Source organism: Candidatus Sulfotelmatobacter sp. (genome assembly GCA_035498555.1).
Taxonomy (GTDB): Bacteria; Eisenbacteria; RBG-16-71-46; order RBG-16-71-46; family RBG-16-71-46; genus DATKAB01.
Map to the genome: position 1 here is coordinate 1 of DATKAB010000060.1, position 15,231 is coordinate 15,231.

Here is a 15,231-nt window from a genome sequence, read left to right on the forward strand (position 1 = left end):
CTCGACGATCTGCAGCCGCAGCTCGCCTCCTTCATCGGCACCACCGCGCGCGGCTTCCTGCCGGTGGGCGGCGTGGCTTCGTTGTTCATCGAGACCGCGCCCGGGCTGATCATCAACCGCCTGATGGACGTGGCGCTCAAGGCCACCCGCTGCCGCCCCGCGATCATGGTGGTCGAGCGCGCCTTCGGCCTGCTCGAGATCCACGAGCACGACAAGGGCCAGGTGCAGCTCGGCGGCCAGGCGGTGCTCGACTATCTCGAGATCGAAGAGCACGATCGGTTGAAGCCCCGCGTGGTGAGCGAGCAGATCATCCGCGCGGTCGAGCCCTACCACGCCCAGCTCATCAACAAGATCCGCTACGGCGACATGCTTCTGGCCGGCGAATCGCTGCTGATCCTCGAATCCGAGCCGGCCGGCTACATCGCGTTCGCCGCCAACGAAGCGCTCAAGGCGGCGCGGGTGAAGCTGATCGACGCGCAGCTGTTCGGCGCGTTCGGGCGACTCTATCTCTCGGGACCCGAGGCGCAGATCGATGCCGCGCGGGACGCGGCGTTGCGCGGGCTCTCGAGCGTGACCGGCCGCGAGGGGACGCGAGGCGGCGGCGGGTAGGGGTCCGCTCGGGCTCGAAAACGAATGGCGGGCGAGGGCCGAGGCCCTCGCCCGCGTTCGTTACAGCCGCGACTACCGGCTGACCACCAGCTTCCGGGTGAGCATCAGCGAGCCGGCTTCGAGACGGCAGAAGTACATGCCGTTCGGAACCCGGCTGGCATTCCACGTCACCTGGTGAATGCCGCCCGTCAGGTAGCCGCGCTCGAGTGTCTCGATCCGCCGCCCGGCGAGATCGAACACCGCGAGCGTCGCGTCCCGATCGTCGGGCAGCGAGAAGGCGATGGTCCTGGGACCGGACGCGGCCCCACGCACCTCGAGCCCGGTGACCGAAGCCAGCGCATCCTCACCCGACCGCCCCAGCGGCGTCGGCAGCGGGACGCGCAGCGGCGACACATGCTCGCCCTGGCGGCGCAGCAGCCGACCGTCGGTCATGCTCACCCACAGCACGCCGTTCGCGTCGCCCGCAACGTCCACGGACGCGGCGTGAATGGGCTCGGGCGCGATGTCCTTCCACGCCGAGCCGTCGAAGTGGAACAGATGGAGATATCCATCCACCGCTCCGGTCACGTACACGTCATGCACCTGGAAGCCCCACACCCGGTTCGCGACGCTTCCCACCTGGCACGGACCATCCGGGTGCTCGACCACGCAGTGAAAATCGCCGGCCAGCTGGTCCTGCGTGGTCTCGACGTACTGGAAGATCTCGAGCTGATTGTGGGTGTCGTTGCTGCCGCCGGCGAACATGTGGAGCTCGCCGAACTGATCGCGTCCGCCCCACGCCCCGTTCACGTGCGCCGGGACCGCCTCGGGATTCCAGGTCCAGTGATGCCCATCGAAGAGATGCACACCCGACACGCAGGGCACCATCACCTGATTGCGCGACAGATAGACGATCCCACCGCTCATTCCGAGATTCGGGCAGGAGAAATCCACCTGCCAGTGATTCGCGGTATGACGGAGGATCGCGCCGCCGGTGCGGAAGTAAAGGGTCTGCTCCCCGGCCATCTGACCGGCCGGGCCATGCACGCCCGCGGGCAGCGATTCCATGTGCCAGCCGCAGCCATCGTTCCGATAGAGGTGAATGGATCCATCGGGAAGATCGGTCGCCGCGTAGATCTCGCCGGACCTCGCGATGAAAACGGTGGCGCCAGTCTCACCGGTCACCCGGAGCGACGGCGTCCAGCTGATGCCGTTGTAGGCGTAGAGCGTGCTCACCATCGCGTTGGTGCCGGGGGGCTGAGGACTGCCGCCGCCATCGGGCGGAGGCAGCGGAGTCCCCGGATCGGTCCGCTCGGGATCGATCACGTTCTCGGCGGCCGCGCCAAGCGGCTGGAACTGATTGGCCATCGACCAGACGAACACGCGACCCGACGGCTCGACGGCGAGCGAGCCGAGTGCCGATCCCGGCGCCTGCCCGACGATGGACACCGTGGACCACACGGATCCGCCACCGCCTTCGGCCGGCGGCGTGAGCGGATCGGTACGGCGAGGCGAAGGATCCTGGGCGAGCGCCACACCGGCGAAAATGAGAGCCGAAAGGATCAGGCTCCCGCGAATGAGATGGAGACGGTTCATGACACACCCTCCTTGCTTCCGCGACGGTTCCCTGCCGCCTCGAGGCGCGTTCCAGGCGATTCCATCGCCGTCGCCACCGTGGTTCGCCACCGGCAACAGGGCGCGAGCGGTCGTCTGGATTCAGCGTCTGTATGCGAGGGAGGAGGGCTGCCTGCCCCGTCGGTGTCGACCGTTCGCGCTCCGCTGTCGGCGGAACGCGTCCTCACCACGGATCGCGGCACCTGCGTCTCGGGTGCGCTTGGGGCACAGCCCCTGATCGAGGGGCTCGATCAGAAGATTTCCGTGGGCGGCGAAGTCGGCTTGCACCGAACGTGCCACTCGAAGTCGAGTCGAGCGAGCGGATCCAACTCGCGAATCCCTTGGGAATCCGGGGCGTCCCGCACGGGTGGACCCGTCGAGAAACCGCCCGGCCCGCCGCTCGTGTCATTCAGTCATGTCAGCGATGCACCCTGGCAGCGATCGCTCACCACAGTTCACCCTGAGGCCAGCGAGTCCTGGGATCGACGGGAACGAGTCCCAGCCGGCGCTTCATCTCGTTGGCGCTCGCAGGCGAATGGCCAGCCCAGTGATTGTTGAAATAGCCGAACACCTCTCGCACTCTCGGCAGCGCCTGCCGAATCTCCCGCTCCCATTCCGCGAACGCTTGCGCGCGATCGATTTGCACCCGATCGTATTTCTCGATCGCTTCGCGATCTCCCAGCCAGCGCACGTAGAGGAAGTCGGCGGTCACCTCGAACACCCGTGGCAGATCGCGCCAGTCGGTCCAGGCCATCGCCGTGGCGCGGCGCCGCAGCAGCTCGTAGACCGGGGGCTGGTGCCACGAGCGATGGCGGAATTCGACCGCCAATCTCGCCGCCGCCGGCTTCGCGGCCAGGAAACGATCGAGCACGCCCCGATTGTCTTCATCGTTGGTGAACTCGGCGGGCATCTGGACCAGCAGCGGCCCGAGCCGCGACTCCAGCGGCTCGAGGGCGCTCACGAAGTCCCGCAGGTGATCCCCCATGGCGGCGAGTCTCGCTTCGTGCGTGATCCGCTGCGGCACCTTGGCCGCGAATCGAAACGTGCCGTGCGTGAGGCGGGCCCAGGACCGCACCACGCTGGCCCTGGGCGGGTGGTAAAAGGTGGTGTCGAGCTCGACCGAGTCGAACACCTGCGCGTAGAACGGCAAGTAGTGCTCCTGCTTCGAGCCCGGCGGATAGAAGGTTCCCACCCAGTCCGAATACGACCAGCCCTGCGTTCCGAGGTAGATACGCGCGCTCACTTCAGGTGCTCCGCGTAGAAGCCGAGCACGCGCCGCTCGTACTCGGCCCGATCCTTGAGCCACGCCTCGTTGTGACCGACCTTCCCGCGCAGGATCCAGAGCCCTCCCGAATCGCTGCCGGCTGCGCGCCACAGCGCCTCGGCTTCACCGGTCGAGAGGCGATCGTCGTTCTCCCCGTGGATGAACAGCGTCGGCCGATCGGCGAGCCGGCGCGCCGCGGCCACAGCGTCGAGCGCGAACGGATCGTAGCCGGAGAGCAGCCAGCCCAGTCCTCGCGCGATCGGCGCGGCCACCCACGACGGAGCGTGCGCCCAGCGCCAGCTGGCGTCCTCGACCGCCCAGCGTCCGGTGGCGAAGGCGCCGTCCACCACCACCGCGCGGACCTCGGGACGGCTCGCAGCGGTGACCAGAGCCACGCTCCCCCCCAGCGATTCGCCGAAGAACGCCAGCGTGTCGGCGGACAGATCGGGCTGCTCGTGGATCCAGCTCATCACCGCGGCGGCGTCCGGAATCTCGTAACCCCCGAGCGTGGTGGGCTTCCTCCCGACGGCGCGCGAGGAGCGGAAGTCGAAGGTGAGGATCGAGTATCCCGCGCGGCGCAGGAACTGGGCGTAGCGCCAGGCGCGAGTGTGGTTGCGCCCGTAGCCGTGGAAGATCACCAGCAGCACGCGCCGCGAGCCCGGCAGCAGCCAGCCATCGAGGTGATCGCGCTCGGCCACTGGAATGCGGACGCGGCGCGCGACGCGGTCGAGGTTCGCGACGCCGCCGAGGTCCACCGGGACCACCGGATAGAGCGCGATCCAGGTCGAACCGCCGAGGAACAGGATCGCGGCGAGCAGCACCAGGGTGATGGCGCGTTTCATGGCGCGGCATGTTCGCACAGTCGTGGCGCCCCGCCGAAGCACCACCGCCAGCCAGACGGCCCGAGCCTCCTGCGAGACCCGGGCCGCACGAATTTCAACGGCAAGTCGCTCAGCGCTCGAGCTTCAGTCCCCGCGGCCCGATGTACTCCGATTGCGGCCGGATCAGGTGGTCCTCGGCGTGCTGCTCGATGACGTGGGCGCACCAGCCCGCCACGCGACCACAGGCGAACATCCCGACGAAGGTGGCCGGCGGGAGGCCCAGCGACTGGAGCACCAGCGCGGTGTAGAACTCGACATTGGTGCGCAGGTTGCGCCCCGGCTTCACTTCGTCGAGCACGCGAACGATGGTCTGCTCGACCGAGCGCGCAAGATCGAACAGCTTGCGATCGTGCAGCACCGCTCCCGACATCTCCTCGGCCGTGTGACTCAGCACCTCGGCACGCGGATCGCGCACCTTGTAGACGCGGTGGCCGAATCCCATGATGCGCTCGCCGGCGGCGAGCTTGGCGCGCACCCACGGTTCGCAATTCTCGGCGGTCTTGATGTCGAGCAGCATGTCGAGCACCGGCCCGGGCGCGCCGCCATGGAGCGGACCCTTGAGCGCGCCGATCGCGCCGGTCACCGCGCTCACCATGTCCGAGCGGGTGCTGGCGATCACGCGGGCGGTGAAAGTCGAAGCGTTCATGCCATGGTCGATCACCGTGACCCAGTAGGTATCGAGCGCCCGCGCCGCGATCGGGTCCGGCTCCTTGCCGTGCACCATGTAGAGAAAATTCGCGGCCAGGGTGAGGTCGGTGCGCGGCGCGATCGGCTCCTGTCCCGCCGAGAGCCGGATGTGGGCGGCGAGCAGGGTCGGAAAGCGCGCCACCAGCATCTTGGCGTTCTGCAGATCGGCGGCGGGCGAGATGTCGGCGGGGTTGGCGACGTCGAGCGAAAGCGTTGCGCAGGCCATGCGCAGGGCGTCGATCGGCGGCGCCTTCACCGCCGCGCGGGTCACGGACAGCGCGGTCGGCGGCACCGCGCGCATTCCGGCGATCTCGTTGCGCAGTGCGGTCAACTCGTCGCGCGTCGGAAGCGCGCCCTTCCACAGCAGGTGCGCGGCCTCCTCGAACGTGACGCGGCCGGCCAGCTCCTTCAGTTCATATCCGCCGATGATCAGCACACCGTTCTGGCCATCGACGTGGCTCATACGGGTCTGGGCGGCCACCACCCCATCGAGTCCACGGGGCGTCGGGGTCGTCGTGCCCGTCATGGGTTGCTCCTTTCGGTTGCGGAGGCTTGGTGCGCCTCGATTTCGATTCTCATCGGCTCAATGCGATCCCGGTGTCGCCAGCGGCACTGCCGGAATCGCGAGCGGATCCTCGCTCTTCGATTCCTGGCTCGCCCACTGGAAATAGACCACGGTCATCATGCCCCAGTAGAACATGGTGCCGGGAATCCACATGATCAGCCCGCCGAGGCGCTGATCGCCGACCGCGGTCGTTCCCCACAGCCGCGGCGCGAACTCGTACCATTCGTAGAGCGGCTGAGTGGCGAAGGTGATCAGCGCAGCCACCAGCATCATCGGCGTGCCGAGCAGGAACAGATAGAGGAGCCGGGCGCCATGAGAGAGTGGCCGCTCGACGGCCTCCCCTCCCACGATCGGCCACCACATCAGGGTGGCGCTGGCCATCACCATCAGATGCATGACGATGTGGAAGTTGTGGTCGCGCATCATCAGGTCATAGAGCGGCGGCGCGTGCCACAGCCCGAGCACCAGCGAGTAGAGCACGAAGCCCACCGGCGCCATCGCTGCCCAGCGCCACGGAATCGCGACCCAGCGCGGCCGCAGCACCACGCGCCGGAGCCACACCGGTAGCCCCAAGATCAGGAGGATCGGGAAGATGTCGGCGAGCAGCAGGTGCTGGATCATGTGGGTGGTGAACAAGTAGTGATCGCTCAGATCGTGAATCGGCCCGTTGAGCGACATCACCACCACCGCGAGCCCGCTCAGGAACACGACGATGCGGCCGCGCTCGACGCGGGCCGGCGCGCCCAGGCGCGATCGCCACGGTCCCATCGCCAGCAGATAGAAGAGCGCGATCAGCCCGCAGCCCGCGAGCGTCGTCCACTCCCAGCGGATCGGCCACCAGGCGTAGCCGGGCTCGGGCTGCTCCCGCCAGGGGTAGACCGCGTTGACCGCGATCGCGGCACCGTCGAACTTCTTCCAGACGTGCGCGCGGATGGCGAAGGTGTCCCCGAGCGCGTCGAGAAAACCCTGCTTCGGATCTTCCCAGTGATTCTGGCCAATCACCGTGTAGAGGCGGCGCTGGCGGATGTCGAGAAAGTACATACCCTGCTCGACCCGGCCGCTCACCATCGCGCATTGCTTCTGGGCAATGCCCTGCATGCCGTGCTGGAAGATGCAGACCGGGTCCACGAACTCCCCGACCAGGTAGACGCTGTCCGAATTGGCGTCGCCGGGCCCGGCGTGCGCGGGAATCGCGAACGCCACCATCGGCAACATCAGGCAGGAGGCGAGGAGAACGCGCTTCAACGGTTTGCCCTCGGCGAGGATTCGTGGACGAGCGGGCGGAACGGACCGACCGGGCATCTTACTCGTTCGCGCGCGTGCCCGAAACTGGCGGACCCCGATCAAGAAGCGCCCGAGAAACGGGCCCGGAATTCCGCGGTGTGCTGGCCGAGGGCGGGCGGCGGGAGCTCGAGCGGCGGCCGCGCTCCGTTGGTGCGCCACGGCGTCCCGAGCAGGCGTACGCGCGCTCCGGTCTCGGGCAGGCGCGCCTCGCGCACCATGCCGCGGCTCGCCAGCACCGGGTCGTTCAGCACCTCGCCGACCTCGCGCACCGGACCGGCCGGCACGCGAGCGGCCCGCAGGCGCTCGAGTAGCGGCTCACGCGAATGACGCGCGAACCGCCCTGCCAGGGCTCCCACCACCTCGTCACGACGCAGCACGCGGTCCGGATTGCGCGCGAGGTCCGCCCGGCCGGCCAGGTCCGCCGCCTCGATCACTTCGCAAAGCCGCCGCCACTGCTGGTCATTGCCGATCGCCACCACGATCGGGCCATCGCGGGTCTCGAAGGTCTGATAGGGCACGATCGAAGGATGGGCGTTGCCCCATCGCCGCGGCGGCTCGCCCGACGCGAGCGCGTTCTGCGCGACGTTGACCAGCGAGGCCACCCCCACCTCGAACAGCGGCACGTCGAGATGCACGCCGGGGCCGCCGCGCGCGCGGCCGACCAGTGCGGCAAGAATCGCGGCCGCGGCGTGCGCGCCGGTCATCACGTCCACGACCGCGACACCCACCTTGAGCCCGGGACGGTCCGGCGTGCCGGTGATGCTCTGCAGGCCGACGAATCCCTGCAGCACCGCGTCGTAGCCGGGCCACTTCGCATAGGGGCCATCCTGACCGAAGCCGCTGATCGAGCAGACCACGAGCCCCGGGTGGCGCTCCCGCAGCGTCACGACGCCGAGCCCCAGGGCCTCGAGTCCTCCGGGAAGGAAGTTCTCGACCAGCACGTCGAAGGCGGGGAGCGCCTCGAGCACCAGTCGCCGATCGGGCTCGCTGGCCAGATCGAGGACCGCGCTGCGCTTGTTGCGATTGACGGCGAGGTAGTAGGCGGAGACGCCGCCCACGAACGGCGGGCCCCAGGTCCGCGTTTCGTCGCCGGGGCCGGGGCGCTCGATCTTCCAGACTTCGGCCCCCAGGTCGGCGAGCAATTGCGTCGCGTAAGGTCCGGCCAGGACTCGCGACAGATCGAGCACGCGCAGTCCGGCCAGCGGATGGACCGCGTCCGGCGCGATCACGAGCCGGGCAACGGCGCGAGGTCGGCGATCATGGCCGCGGGGCCGAAGGCTTCGCCGGTGGCGCGGCGCACGGTCTCGCGCCAGTCGTAGCGGCGGCCGCTCGCGTACAGCCGATCCCGCAGCCAGGCGCCGGTGCGCGGGCTGGAGAGGTACTGGCTCCACGGATCGGCGCCGCCGAACTCTCCCAGCAGCGCGCGTTGGAGCTGGGAGGCCATCAGCTCGCCGAGCAGGTAGTTCTGGTAGTAGACGGGCGCCACGCTGAAGTGGATCTTGCTTGCCCAGTCGGGCGCGTTTCGCTCCTCGGGGCGCGTCACCTGCTGGAAGTGCTCGACCAGATCCCACCACCGCGTGTTCAGGTCCTGCTCCGGGTCGCGATACAGCGATCGCTCCATCTCGCACATCACCAGGTTCCAGCGGATCTGAACGAGCAGCTGGTGGCGCGTCGCGCGCTGCGACTCGACCCGGATGGAGCGCGCGACTTCGGCGGGCACCCCGGCGTAGCGCTCGAGCCAGGCGGCGTTTCGCGACAGGCGCCCGAGCAGCATGGCGCTGGATTCGGTGGTCAGGATGTGCGCGTGGGTGCGCAGCAGGAACGGCAGCTCGGGATCGATGTGCAGGTCGTACACCGCATGACCCAGCTCGTGCAGCAGCGTCCCCATCCAGCGCTCGCTGGGTCTGAGGTTGCAGAGCACGCGGATGTCCGGGCCCCGATCCATGGTCATGCAGAACGCGTGCGGGCACTTGCCGCCACGTTCGTAGAGGTCCGAGCGTGCCAGGATCTCCGCGACCTCGAAGCCGATCTGACCGAAGAATCGGCGCGCGATTTCCTCGAGATCGCGACCCTCGAACCACGGGTCGAGATCGAGCCGGGGATCGGGCGCCTCCTGGAAGAACGGGTCCGCGAAGTGCCAGGGGCGCACGCGCCCGGCGGAGATCGCGAATCGCCCGGCGAGCGTCCCGTCGAGCTCCCGCCGATAGGCGGCGAATGCGGGCCCGGTATCGCGCGCGAGCCGATCGAGCATCGCGAACAGCTCGACCTGGTCGAGCTCGTCGAGCTCGAGCATCATCGAGTAGTAGTTGTCGAAGCCCTGTTCGCGCGCCGCTGAATTGCGCAGCCGCACCAGCTCGAGCAGCTCGTCCCGAACCTCGGCGCCGACCTGCTTGGATGCCTCCCACGCCTCGCGCCGCTCGCCCGAGTCGTGCGAAGTGCGCAGCACCTGGCGCAGATCGTTGTCGCTCACCTCGCGACCGCCAAAGTTCGCCCGAAAGGAATTGAACCGCCCTTCCAGCGATTTCTCCATGCGCACCAGCCTTTCGAGCGTGGCCGGAGGGATCTGTTGCGCCCGATATGCGAGGATCAGCACCTCGAGCTGGCGGCGGAGCAGCGGATCGCGGATGGCACTCCGATCGAGCGCGCGCAGCCATTCGAGGGGTTCGCGGCGGGCGTAGACCAGGCGCACGGCAGCCTCGAGCCGCGCGCTCTCCCCCAGATCGGAAGACTCGCCGGTGAGGTTGGCGCGCCAGGAGGCGTGGTTCGAGGCCCGCATCAGCGGCGCGATCTCGGCGACGTGATCGTGAATGAACGACTCGAGCGCCGATTCGGTGGGAGTCCGCGGGTCGGCGCTCACCGGGATGCCCGCGCTCACGCGCCGCGGGTGAGGAGCCGGTAGAAGTCGGGGCGTCGATTCGAGAAGATCGGCGTCCGCGCGGTGATGCGCTTGCGACGCGACGCCCTGAGCTCGCAGGCCGCGGCGCGGGCCACGGTCTCGCGCGCGCCGGCGCGCGCCAGGACTTCGCCGCTCGGGGCCACGATCTGGCTCCGACCCGTGAACGCCACGCGGCCGCCGGGTCGTGACTCGATCCCGGTGCGATTCGCGGTCACCGCGTAAACGTGATTTTCGAGGGCGCGGGTGCGCATCCCTTCCGGCGCCTGGCCGAAGACGAGATTGGAGGGATGCGCCAGCACATCGGCGCCCATCAGCGCCAGGACGCGCGCCACTTCGGGAAAGCGCCAGTCGAAGCAGATCATCATGCCGACGCGGGCTCGGCCGACGCGGTGCACCGCCAGCGGCAGATCCCCGGGCGAAAACCATTCGCGCTCGCGCTCGAACAGGTGCAGCTTTCGATAGATCGCGCGCACTCCGCCCGGGCCCACCAGCATCGCGCTGTTGAAGAAACGCCCGGCGTGTCGCTCGGGAAACCCGGCCACGTAATGGCGCCGTTCGCGTCGCGCGGCGGATGCCAGCGCCCGGGCGGTCACGCCGCGACGCGCGTCCTCGGCGAGCCGGGCCACCTCGGCCCGGGAGGAAAAGACGTAGCCCGACGACCACAGTTCGGGGATGACGATCAGCTCGGCGTCGAGCGGCGCGCTCAACGACAGCGCTCGCTCGAGGTTCTCGTCCGGACGGCCGAAGCGGGGGGATCCCTGCACGAATCCCGCGCGGAATTCGCTCATGGCCGAACCCTAGCGGGTGCGCCGGCCGCGGACAACCCGGGCCGCGCGAGCCGCTCGGCTAGGCGGCCGCTTGTTCTTCGGAGCTGGAGAGCGGCGCGCCCGCGCTCTCGGACAATCGGACTTCGACCACCGCCTCGGCACGAATCAGGTGCGTGCCGGTGGAAGTCAGGAGCACGAAGAAGGCGCCGCCGAGTTGATTGAAGAAATCCGAAAGGCGCTGGGTGGCGCGCTGGATCGGCATCCACACCTTGCCGCTCAGCGCCGTGCCGTCCGCCATCAGGATCTCGGCTTCCTCCTCGCGCCAGGGCTCGAACCCGCGGTGGAAGATGTCGCTCGGCATCACCTGCCGGCCGACGGTGAGCCGCGCGATGCGCTGCTTGTTGTAGAGGTGGACCCGACCCTCGTCCCCGACGCCGACCGGCATGAAGGGCGTCGATTCGTTGAGCTTCTCGAGAATGGTCTGATGCATCTGGGTGGCCGCGTCCATGTCGAGGAACAGCTGGCCGCGCACGCCGTGCAGATCGGTGGACCACAGGGTCACCGGAATCCGGCGTTTCGGAATGTAATGGTCCACGGTTTCCTCCTCGATCGGGCCGCTGGCGCTTCCCTGCGACTCCGCGAATCTGAGCAACTCTGTTGCCGGAGCGGGCGCCGAACCGGGTCCCGCCGATTCGCCGTCAAACTCGCGAGTTCGGCGCCCGTGGCGCGTGCGCCTCCCGGGCCGCCGCCCGCGGGGACGTGCAGGATGCAAGCTGCATCGGATCCCGCTGATCAACCTGCACGATCCCGGCCTGAACGGCGCACGCTCTGCTAGACTCGACTTCCATGTTGCACAGCGATCCGCCCGTCCGGCGCGTACGCCGCGTCCGCAGCGGTCCCGGACCCGGTCCGTGGATCGTGGTCTATCTGGTGGCGCTGGCGCTTCGCGTCGGCTACGTGTGGATGGCCGCGGGCCCCGGCGCGACCGCATCCTCCGACTCGCTCGAGTACGACACCGTGGCGTGGAATCTGGCGCGCGGCGCGGGCTTCTCGCTCGACGGCGCGGCCGGCCCCTACCCGACGGCGTTCGTGCCGCCCGTGGTTCCCTGGCTGACGAGCCTCGTCTACCGCGCGTCCGGCCACCATTTCTTCGCGGCGCTGCTGTTCCAGTGCGCGATCGGTGCGCTGGTGCCGCTGCTGATCGCCGCGTTCGCCGCCGCGACCTATGGGGGCGGCACCGCGCTGCTCGCGGCGTGGCTGGCCGCCTTCGATCCGCTGCTGGTGTTCTTCTCGGGCTACCTGCTCACCGAGATCACCTTCACGGCGGCCCTGCTCGGCGCCATGATCGCCAGCGTCGCCTGGCTCAAGACGCCCCGCCCGGGGCGCGCGCTGGGCGCCGGGATCCTGTGGGGGGTCGCCTCGCTCACGCGCCCGACCGCGTTGCCCCTGCCGGCGCTGGTGGCGGCGTGGGCGTGGGTGCCGTTGGGCCTCACCGTGGCTCCGCGCGATCGCGTGCGGCAGCTCCTGCTGCTCGGGCTCGGCGCGCTGCTCGTGATCGGGCCCTGGACGATTCGTAATGCGATCTCGATTCATGCGTTCGTCCCGGTCACCACCGGCGGTGGGCGCGCGCTCCTCGACGGCAACAACGCGGCGGTGTGGGGCGATCCGCTGACGCGCGGCGGCGCCAACAGTACCTACGGACTCGAGCCCTGGGCCTCCGAGTTTCGGGGGCGCAGCGAACCCGACGTCGATCGCATCGCCCGCGCCGAGGCGATCGGCTTCCTGCGCGACCACGTCGCCGAGTGGCCGGCGATGGCCGGCGCCAAGCTTGCGCGCTTCTGGCGCGTGACCGCCGAAGGCGGCGGCACCGGCACCTGGCAGCGTGAAGGCTCGCCGATCAGCTCGTGGCTGCATCGGCTCGATCCCCTGCTGATCTGGTCCATCCCGGTGCTGCCGTTCGCGCTGTGGGGGCTGGTGCGGTCGCTGCGCAATCCGCGGCGATGGTTCCTCGCCCTTCCGCCGCTGGTCGTCGTCTACTTCACGCTGCTCGCGGTGGTGTTCTGGGGCGCGTTGCGCATGCGCGTTCCGATCGAACCGCTCGTCCTCCTGCTCGCCGCCGCCGGCCTCGAGGACGCGCGCCGCCGCTGGAACACCCGCGCGCGGGGTCTGCGCGTGATCGAGGGCCGCCGCTGAAGTGACGTCCGCGCCGCGATCGAGCGCGTCACCGGCGCCGGCTCTCTCGCCCGCCCCCGACACCGCCCTGCGTCTGGCATGCATCGCGCTCGCCGCGCTTCGCGTCGCGGCCCAGTTCCATCCCTCGATGTTCGCGTGGGGTTTGAACTACGGCCGGTTCGCGGCCCCGCCGGCGTGGATGACGGGACTGCTGCTGATCACGCTGCCGCTGGCCCCCCCGGTCGGACGCTGGCTCGACGACCGGCTCGATCACCTCTCCCGGATCGCCGGTTCGCGCGCGGGGCTGGCCTGGGCGCTGCCCGCGGCGCTGGCGATCGCCGTCACCCTGGCGCTCCCCGACCGCACCTGGTTCGTGGGCGACTTCGTGCTGAGGGCCGGAATCGTGCGCGAGCCGGGCGGCTTCGGACGGCTGTTCCCGCAAGCGCAGCCGCTCGACGTCTGGCTCCACTACCGGCTGCCCCACGCCTTGCTGTCGCTCGGACTCGATTCCGACGTCAGCGCGCGGCTGCTCGGATCGCTCGAGGCCGTGGGAATCGCGCTGTTGTCGGTGCGGCTCGCGCGCGGGCTACGACTCGATGGCGCTCCCGCGATCGCGGTCGTGACCACCGCCGCCGCCGGCGGATATCTCGCGCTCTACACCGGCTACGGCAAGCCGACCATCGAGGTCGCGCTGCTGACGCTGGCGATCGGCGTGCTCGCGCTCGAGCTGGTCCGCGACGGTCGCGGATATCTGGCGATCGCGATCGCGTTCGCGTTGGCGCTCGGGCTCCACCGCTCGGCATTGAGCCTCGCGCCGGGCGTGTTCATCGCCTTCGGGCTGGCCATGGCGCGCCGGCGCGGCAGCCGGGTCGAAGCCGGCGTCGCGCTGCTGGTGCTGGCGGCAACGCTGGCCTGGTTCGTGCCGAGGCTGTGGCGACTGTTCGTGAGCTTCGACGCGTCCACCAATTTCACCTCGCCCGAGGTCGAGCGGCAGGGCGGGATGTTGCGCGCCGCCATGAGTGGATTGCGCCTGCTCGACCTCGCCAATCTCGTCGTGCTGTTCGCGCCGCTCGCCCTGGCGTTGCCGGTGCTGTTCGCGGGGCTGCGGAGATCCCGGCCCGCCGAGGAGTGGCTCGCCCTGCTCGGGCTGTTCACGGGGTTCCTGCCGGCGCTGCTGTTCGTGACCGTCACCCAGGGCCCGTTCCGCGACTGGGACGCCAACGCCGCCGCCGGGGTCGCGCTCGCGCTGCTGGTCGCCGCCGGATTGGCCGAACGATTGCGCTCCGGCGCTCGCGGGATGAGCACGGCCTCGGCCCTCGCGGTGCTCGTGCCGACACTGCTGGTGATGGTGTCGCAGAACGATCTTTCGCGCGGGCTCCAGCGCGCGCGCGCGTTCCTCGACGAGCGGCCGGCACGCAGCGAATCCCAACAGCTCGCCACGCTCGACTACCTCGGATTGCGCGAGCTTCGCCTCGAGCACTGGGAGGACGCGGCCGACGCCTACGGCGCGCTCGCCGAGCGCGCCCCTCACCCGCGCGCGCTGGTGCTGCACGGCACCGCCGCGCTGATGGCCGGACGCAACGCCGACGCCGAGCGCTCCTTCCGCACGCTCATCGAGCGCGACTCGTCGGAGTCGGTGGGGTGGTTCGGGCTCTGGCTCTCGGCCCGGCGTGGCGGCGACTCGGCGACCGCGGCCCGCGCCGAACGAGTGGTGCTCGCCTATCCCGACACCAGCGAGCAGATGAGCCGGATCCTCGCCCATCTCCAGCACTATCCGAAGCTGTGGGGATTGTTGCCGCGGACCGGATGGGTGGGGTCGGCCGCGGACCGCGACTCTACTTCGGCAGGACGCTGACCGCCTTGAAAGTGAAGGCGTAGTCGCGCGGGCGACCGTCGATCACCACCTCGATGGTGACCGAGGTTTCACGATCGGTGTACTGCTGGGCGCTGTTGTCTTCCGGGTAGAGCGGACGGTGGAGCTGCTGGTCGCTCGATCCGGGATCGACGAGATACGAGAGCGGGAACACGTAGTCGCCGTAACGCTGCAGGCCCGAGACCGTGGTGGCCGGCTGGGTGCTGAAGCGGTCGGCCCAGCGCGTGGTCGAGTGCGCGACCTTGTCGCTCTGCCCCCACGGGCCGACGATGCTCGACTTCTCCCAGTCGATGGTGATCGGGCGATCGAGCTTGTTCTCGAGCTGGAAGTGAATCGCGTCGGGTGTCGGCTTCATCGACCACGAGGTCTCGCGATCGTAGTAGGTGAAGTTGCTGCTCCCCGGCTGGGTCTGGCGGAAGCGATACCGGTAGAGCGCCTCGGCCGATCCGGGGAGCGAGCCCACGGAATCGGACGCCCCGCTGACGATTGCGCCGGGCCCGAGCCGATCGCCATAGCTCGAAGCCGGCGGCGCCGGAGGCGGGGCGGGATGCGCAGGCTCGCTCGCCGAGCAACCCCAAAGCGCCAGGGCGGCCGTGGAGGCAAGTCCCGCCAGCCATCGAGCGTGTTTCATCGCGCGCGA

13 protein-coding genes are annotated in these 15,231 nt (G+C 69.5%); 3 read left to right on the forward strand and 10 right to left on the reverse strand.

The features are described 5' to 3' along the window. Nucleotides 1-609: hypothetical protein (locus VMJ70_05480; GenBank protein HTO90563.1), on the forward strand; the 609-nt coding region annotated here is incomplete at its 5' end. A 72-nt stretch (nt 610-681) separates the two neighbouring features. Here the strand turns inward: VMJ70_05480 and VMJ70_05485 are convergent. From VMJ70_05485 to VMJ70_05525, 9 genes are all read right to left on the reverse strand, one after another. After that, the gene (locus VMJ70_05485; GenBank protein ID HTO90564.1) at nt 682-2,184 is read right to left on the reverse strand and encodes a T9SS type A sorting domain-containing protein; all 1,503 of its coding nucleotides are present in this window, start codon (nt 2,182-2,184) and stop codon (nt 682-684) included. 463 nt (nt 2,185-2,647) lie between these two features. Next, complete coding sequence (locus VMJ70_05490; protein HTO90565.1) at nt 2,648-3,445, reverse strand: DUF72 domain-containing protein; 798 nt, start codon at nt 3,443-3,445, stop codon at nt 2,648-2,650. Then, complete coding sequence (locus tag VMJ70_05495) at nt 3,442-4,308, reverse strand: alpha/beta fold hydrolase (protein ID HTO90566.1); 867 nt, start codon at nt 4,306-4,308, stop codon at nt 3,442-3,444. Before VMJ70_05495 ends, VMJ70_05490 begins: the two co-directional genes overlap by 4 nt. A gap of 109 nt (nt 4,309-4,417) precedes the next feature. Next, nucleotides 4,418-5,560: a citrate synthase/methylcitrate synthase gene (locus VMJ70_05500; protein HTO90567.1), complete on the reverse strand. Its 1,143-nt coding sequence runs from the start codon at nt 5,558-5,560 to the stop codon at nt 4,418-4,420. Nucleotides 5,561-5,617: 57 nt separating this feature from the next. After that, a complete protein-coding gene (locus VMJ70_05505) occupies nt 5,618-6,844 on the reverse strand; it encodes a cytochrome c oxidase assembly protein (GenBank protein ID HTO90568.1) in 1,227 nt (408 codons plus the stop codon). 98 nt (nt 6,845-6,942) lie between these two features. Next, complete coding sequence (locus VMJ70_05510; protein ID HTO90569.1) at nt 6,943-8,112, reverse strand: CoA transferase; 1,170 nt, start codon at nt 8,110-8,112, stop codon at nt 6,943-6,945. Continuing rightward, the gene (locus VMJ70_05515) at nt 8,109-9,758 is read right to left on the reverse strand and encodes a M2 family metallopeptidase (protein ID HTO90570.1); all 1,650 of its coding nucleotides are present in this window, start codon (nt 9,756-9,758) and stop codon (nt 8,109-8,111) included. Before VMJ70_05515 ends, VMJ70_05510 begins: the two co-directional genes overlap by 4 nt. Then, entirely contained in the window at nt 9,755-10,567 is an 813-nt protein-coding gene (locus tag VMJ70_05520; protein ID HTO90571.1) for a nitrilase-related carbon-nitrogen hydrolase, read from the reverse strand. The genes VMJ70_05515 and VMJ70_05520 overlap by 4 nt, the downstream gene beginning before the upstream one ends. A gap of 58 nt (nt 10,568-10,625) precedes the next feature. Next, nucleotides 10,626-11,141, reverse strand: coding sequence for a hypothetical protein (locus VMJ70_05525; protein HTO90572.1), 516 nt, complete (start codon nt 11,139-11,141; stop codon nt 10,626-10,628). 251 nt (nt 11,142-11,392) lie between these two features. Between VMJ70_05525 and VMJ70_05530 the strand changes: the two genes are divergently transcribed. After that, entirely contained in the window at nt 11,393-12,739 is a 1,347-nt protein-coding gene (locus VMJ70_05530) for a glycosyltransferase family 39 protein (protein HTO90573.1), read from the forward strand. Between the two features lies 1 nt (nt 12,740). Beyond that, a complete protein-coding gene (locus VMJ70_05535) occupies nt 12,741-14,573 on the forward strand; it encodes a hypothetical protein (protein ID HTO90574.1) in 1,833 nt (610 codons plus the stop codon). Here the strand turns inward: VMJ70_05535 and VMJ70_05540 are convergent. Then, complete coding sequence (locus VMJ70_05540; protein ID HTO90575.1) at nt 14,554-15,222, reverse strand: hypothetical protein; 669 nt, start codon at nt 15,220-15,222, stop codon at nt 14,554-14,556. The genes VMJ70_05535 and VMJ70_05540 overlap by 20 nt on opposite strands. Nucleotides 15,223-15,231 lie beyond the last annotated feature (9 nt).

What these genes read in the sequence shown, in the direction of transcription:
- VMJ70_05530 (HTO90573.1), top strand. Translation starts at nt 11,393, where the DNA reads ATGTTGCACAGCGATCCGCCCGTCCGGCGCGTACGCCGCGTCCGCAGC.
- VMJ70_05485 (HTO90564.1), bottom strand. Translation starts at nt 2,184, where the DNA reads ATGAACCGTCTCCATCTCATTCGCGGGAGCCTGATCCTTTCGGCTCTC.
- VMJ70_05500 (HTO90567.1), bottom strand. Translation starts at nt 5,560, where the DNA reads ATGACGGGCACGACGACCCCGACGCCCCGTGGACTCGATGGGGTGGTG.
- VMJ70_05540 (HTO90575.1), bottom strand. Translation starts at nt 15,222, where the DNA reads ATGAAACACGCTCGATGGCTGGCGGGACTTGCCTCCACGGCCGCCCTG.
- VMJ70_05495 (HTO90566.1), bottom strand. Translation starts at nt 4,308, where the DNA reads ATGAAACGCGCCATCACCCTGGTGCTGCTCGCCGCGATCCTGTTCCTC.
- VMJ70_05520 (HTO90571.1), bottom strand. Translation starts at nt 10,567, where the DNA reads ATGAGCGAATTCCGCGCGGGATTCGTGCAGGGATCCCCCCGCTTCGGC.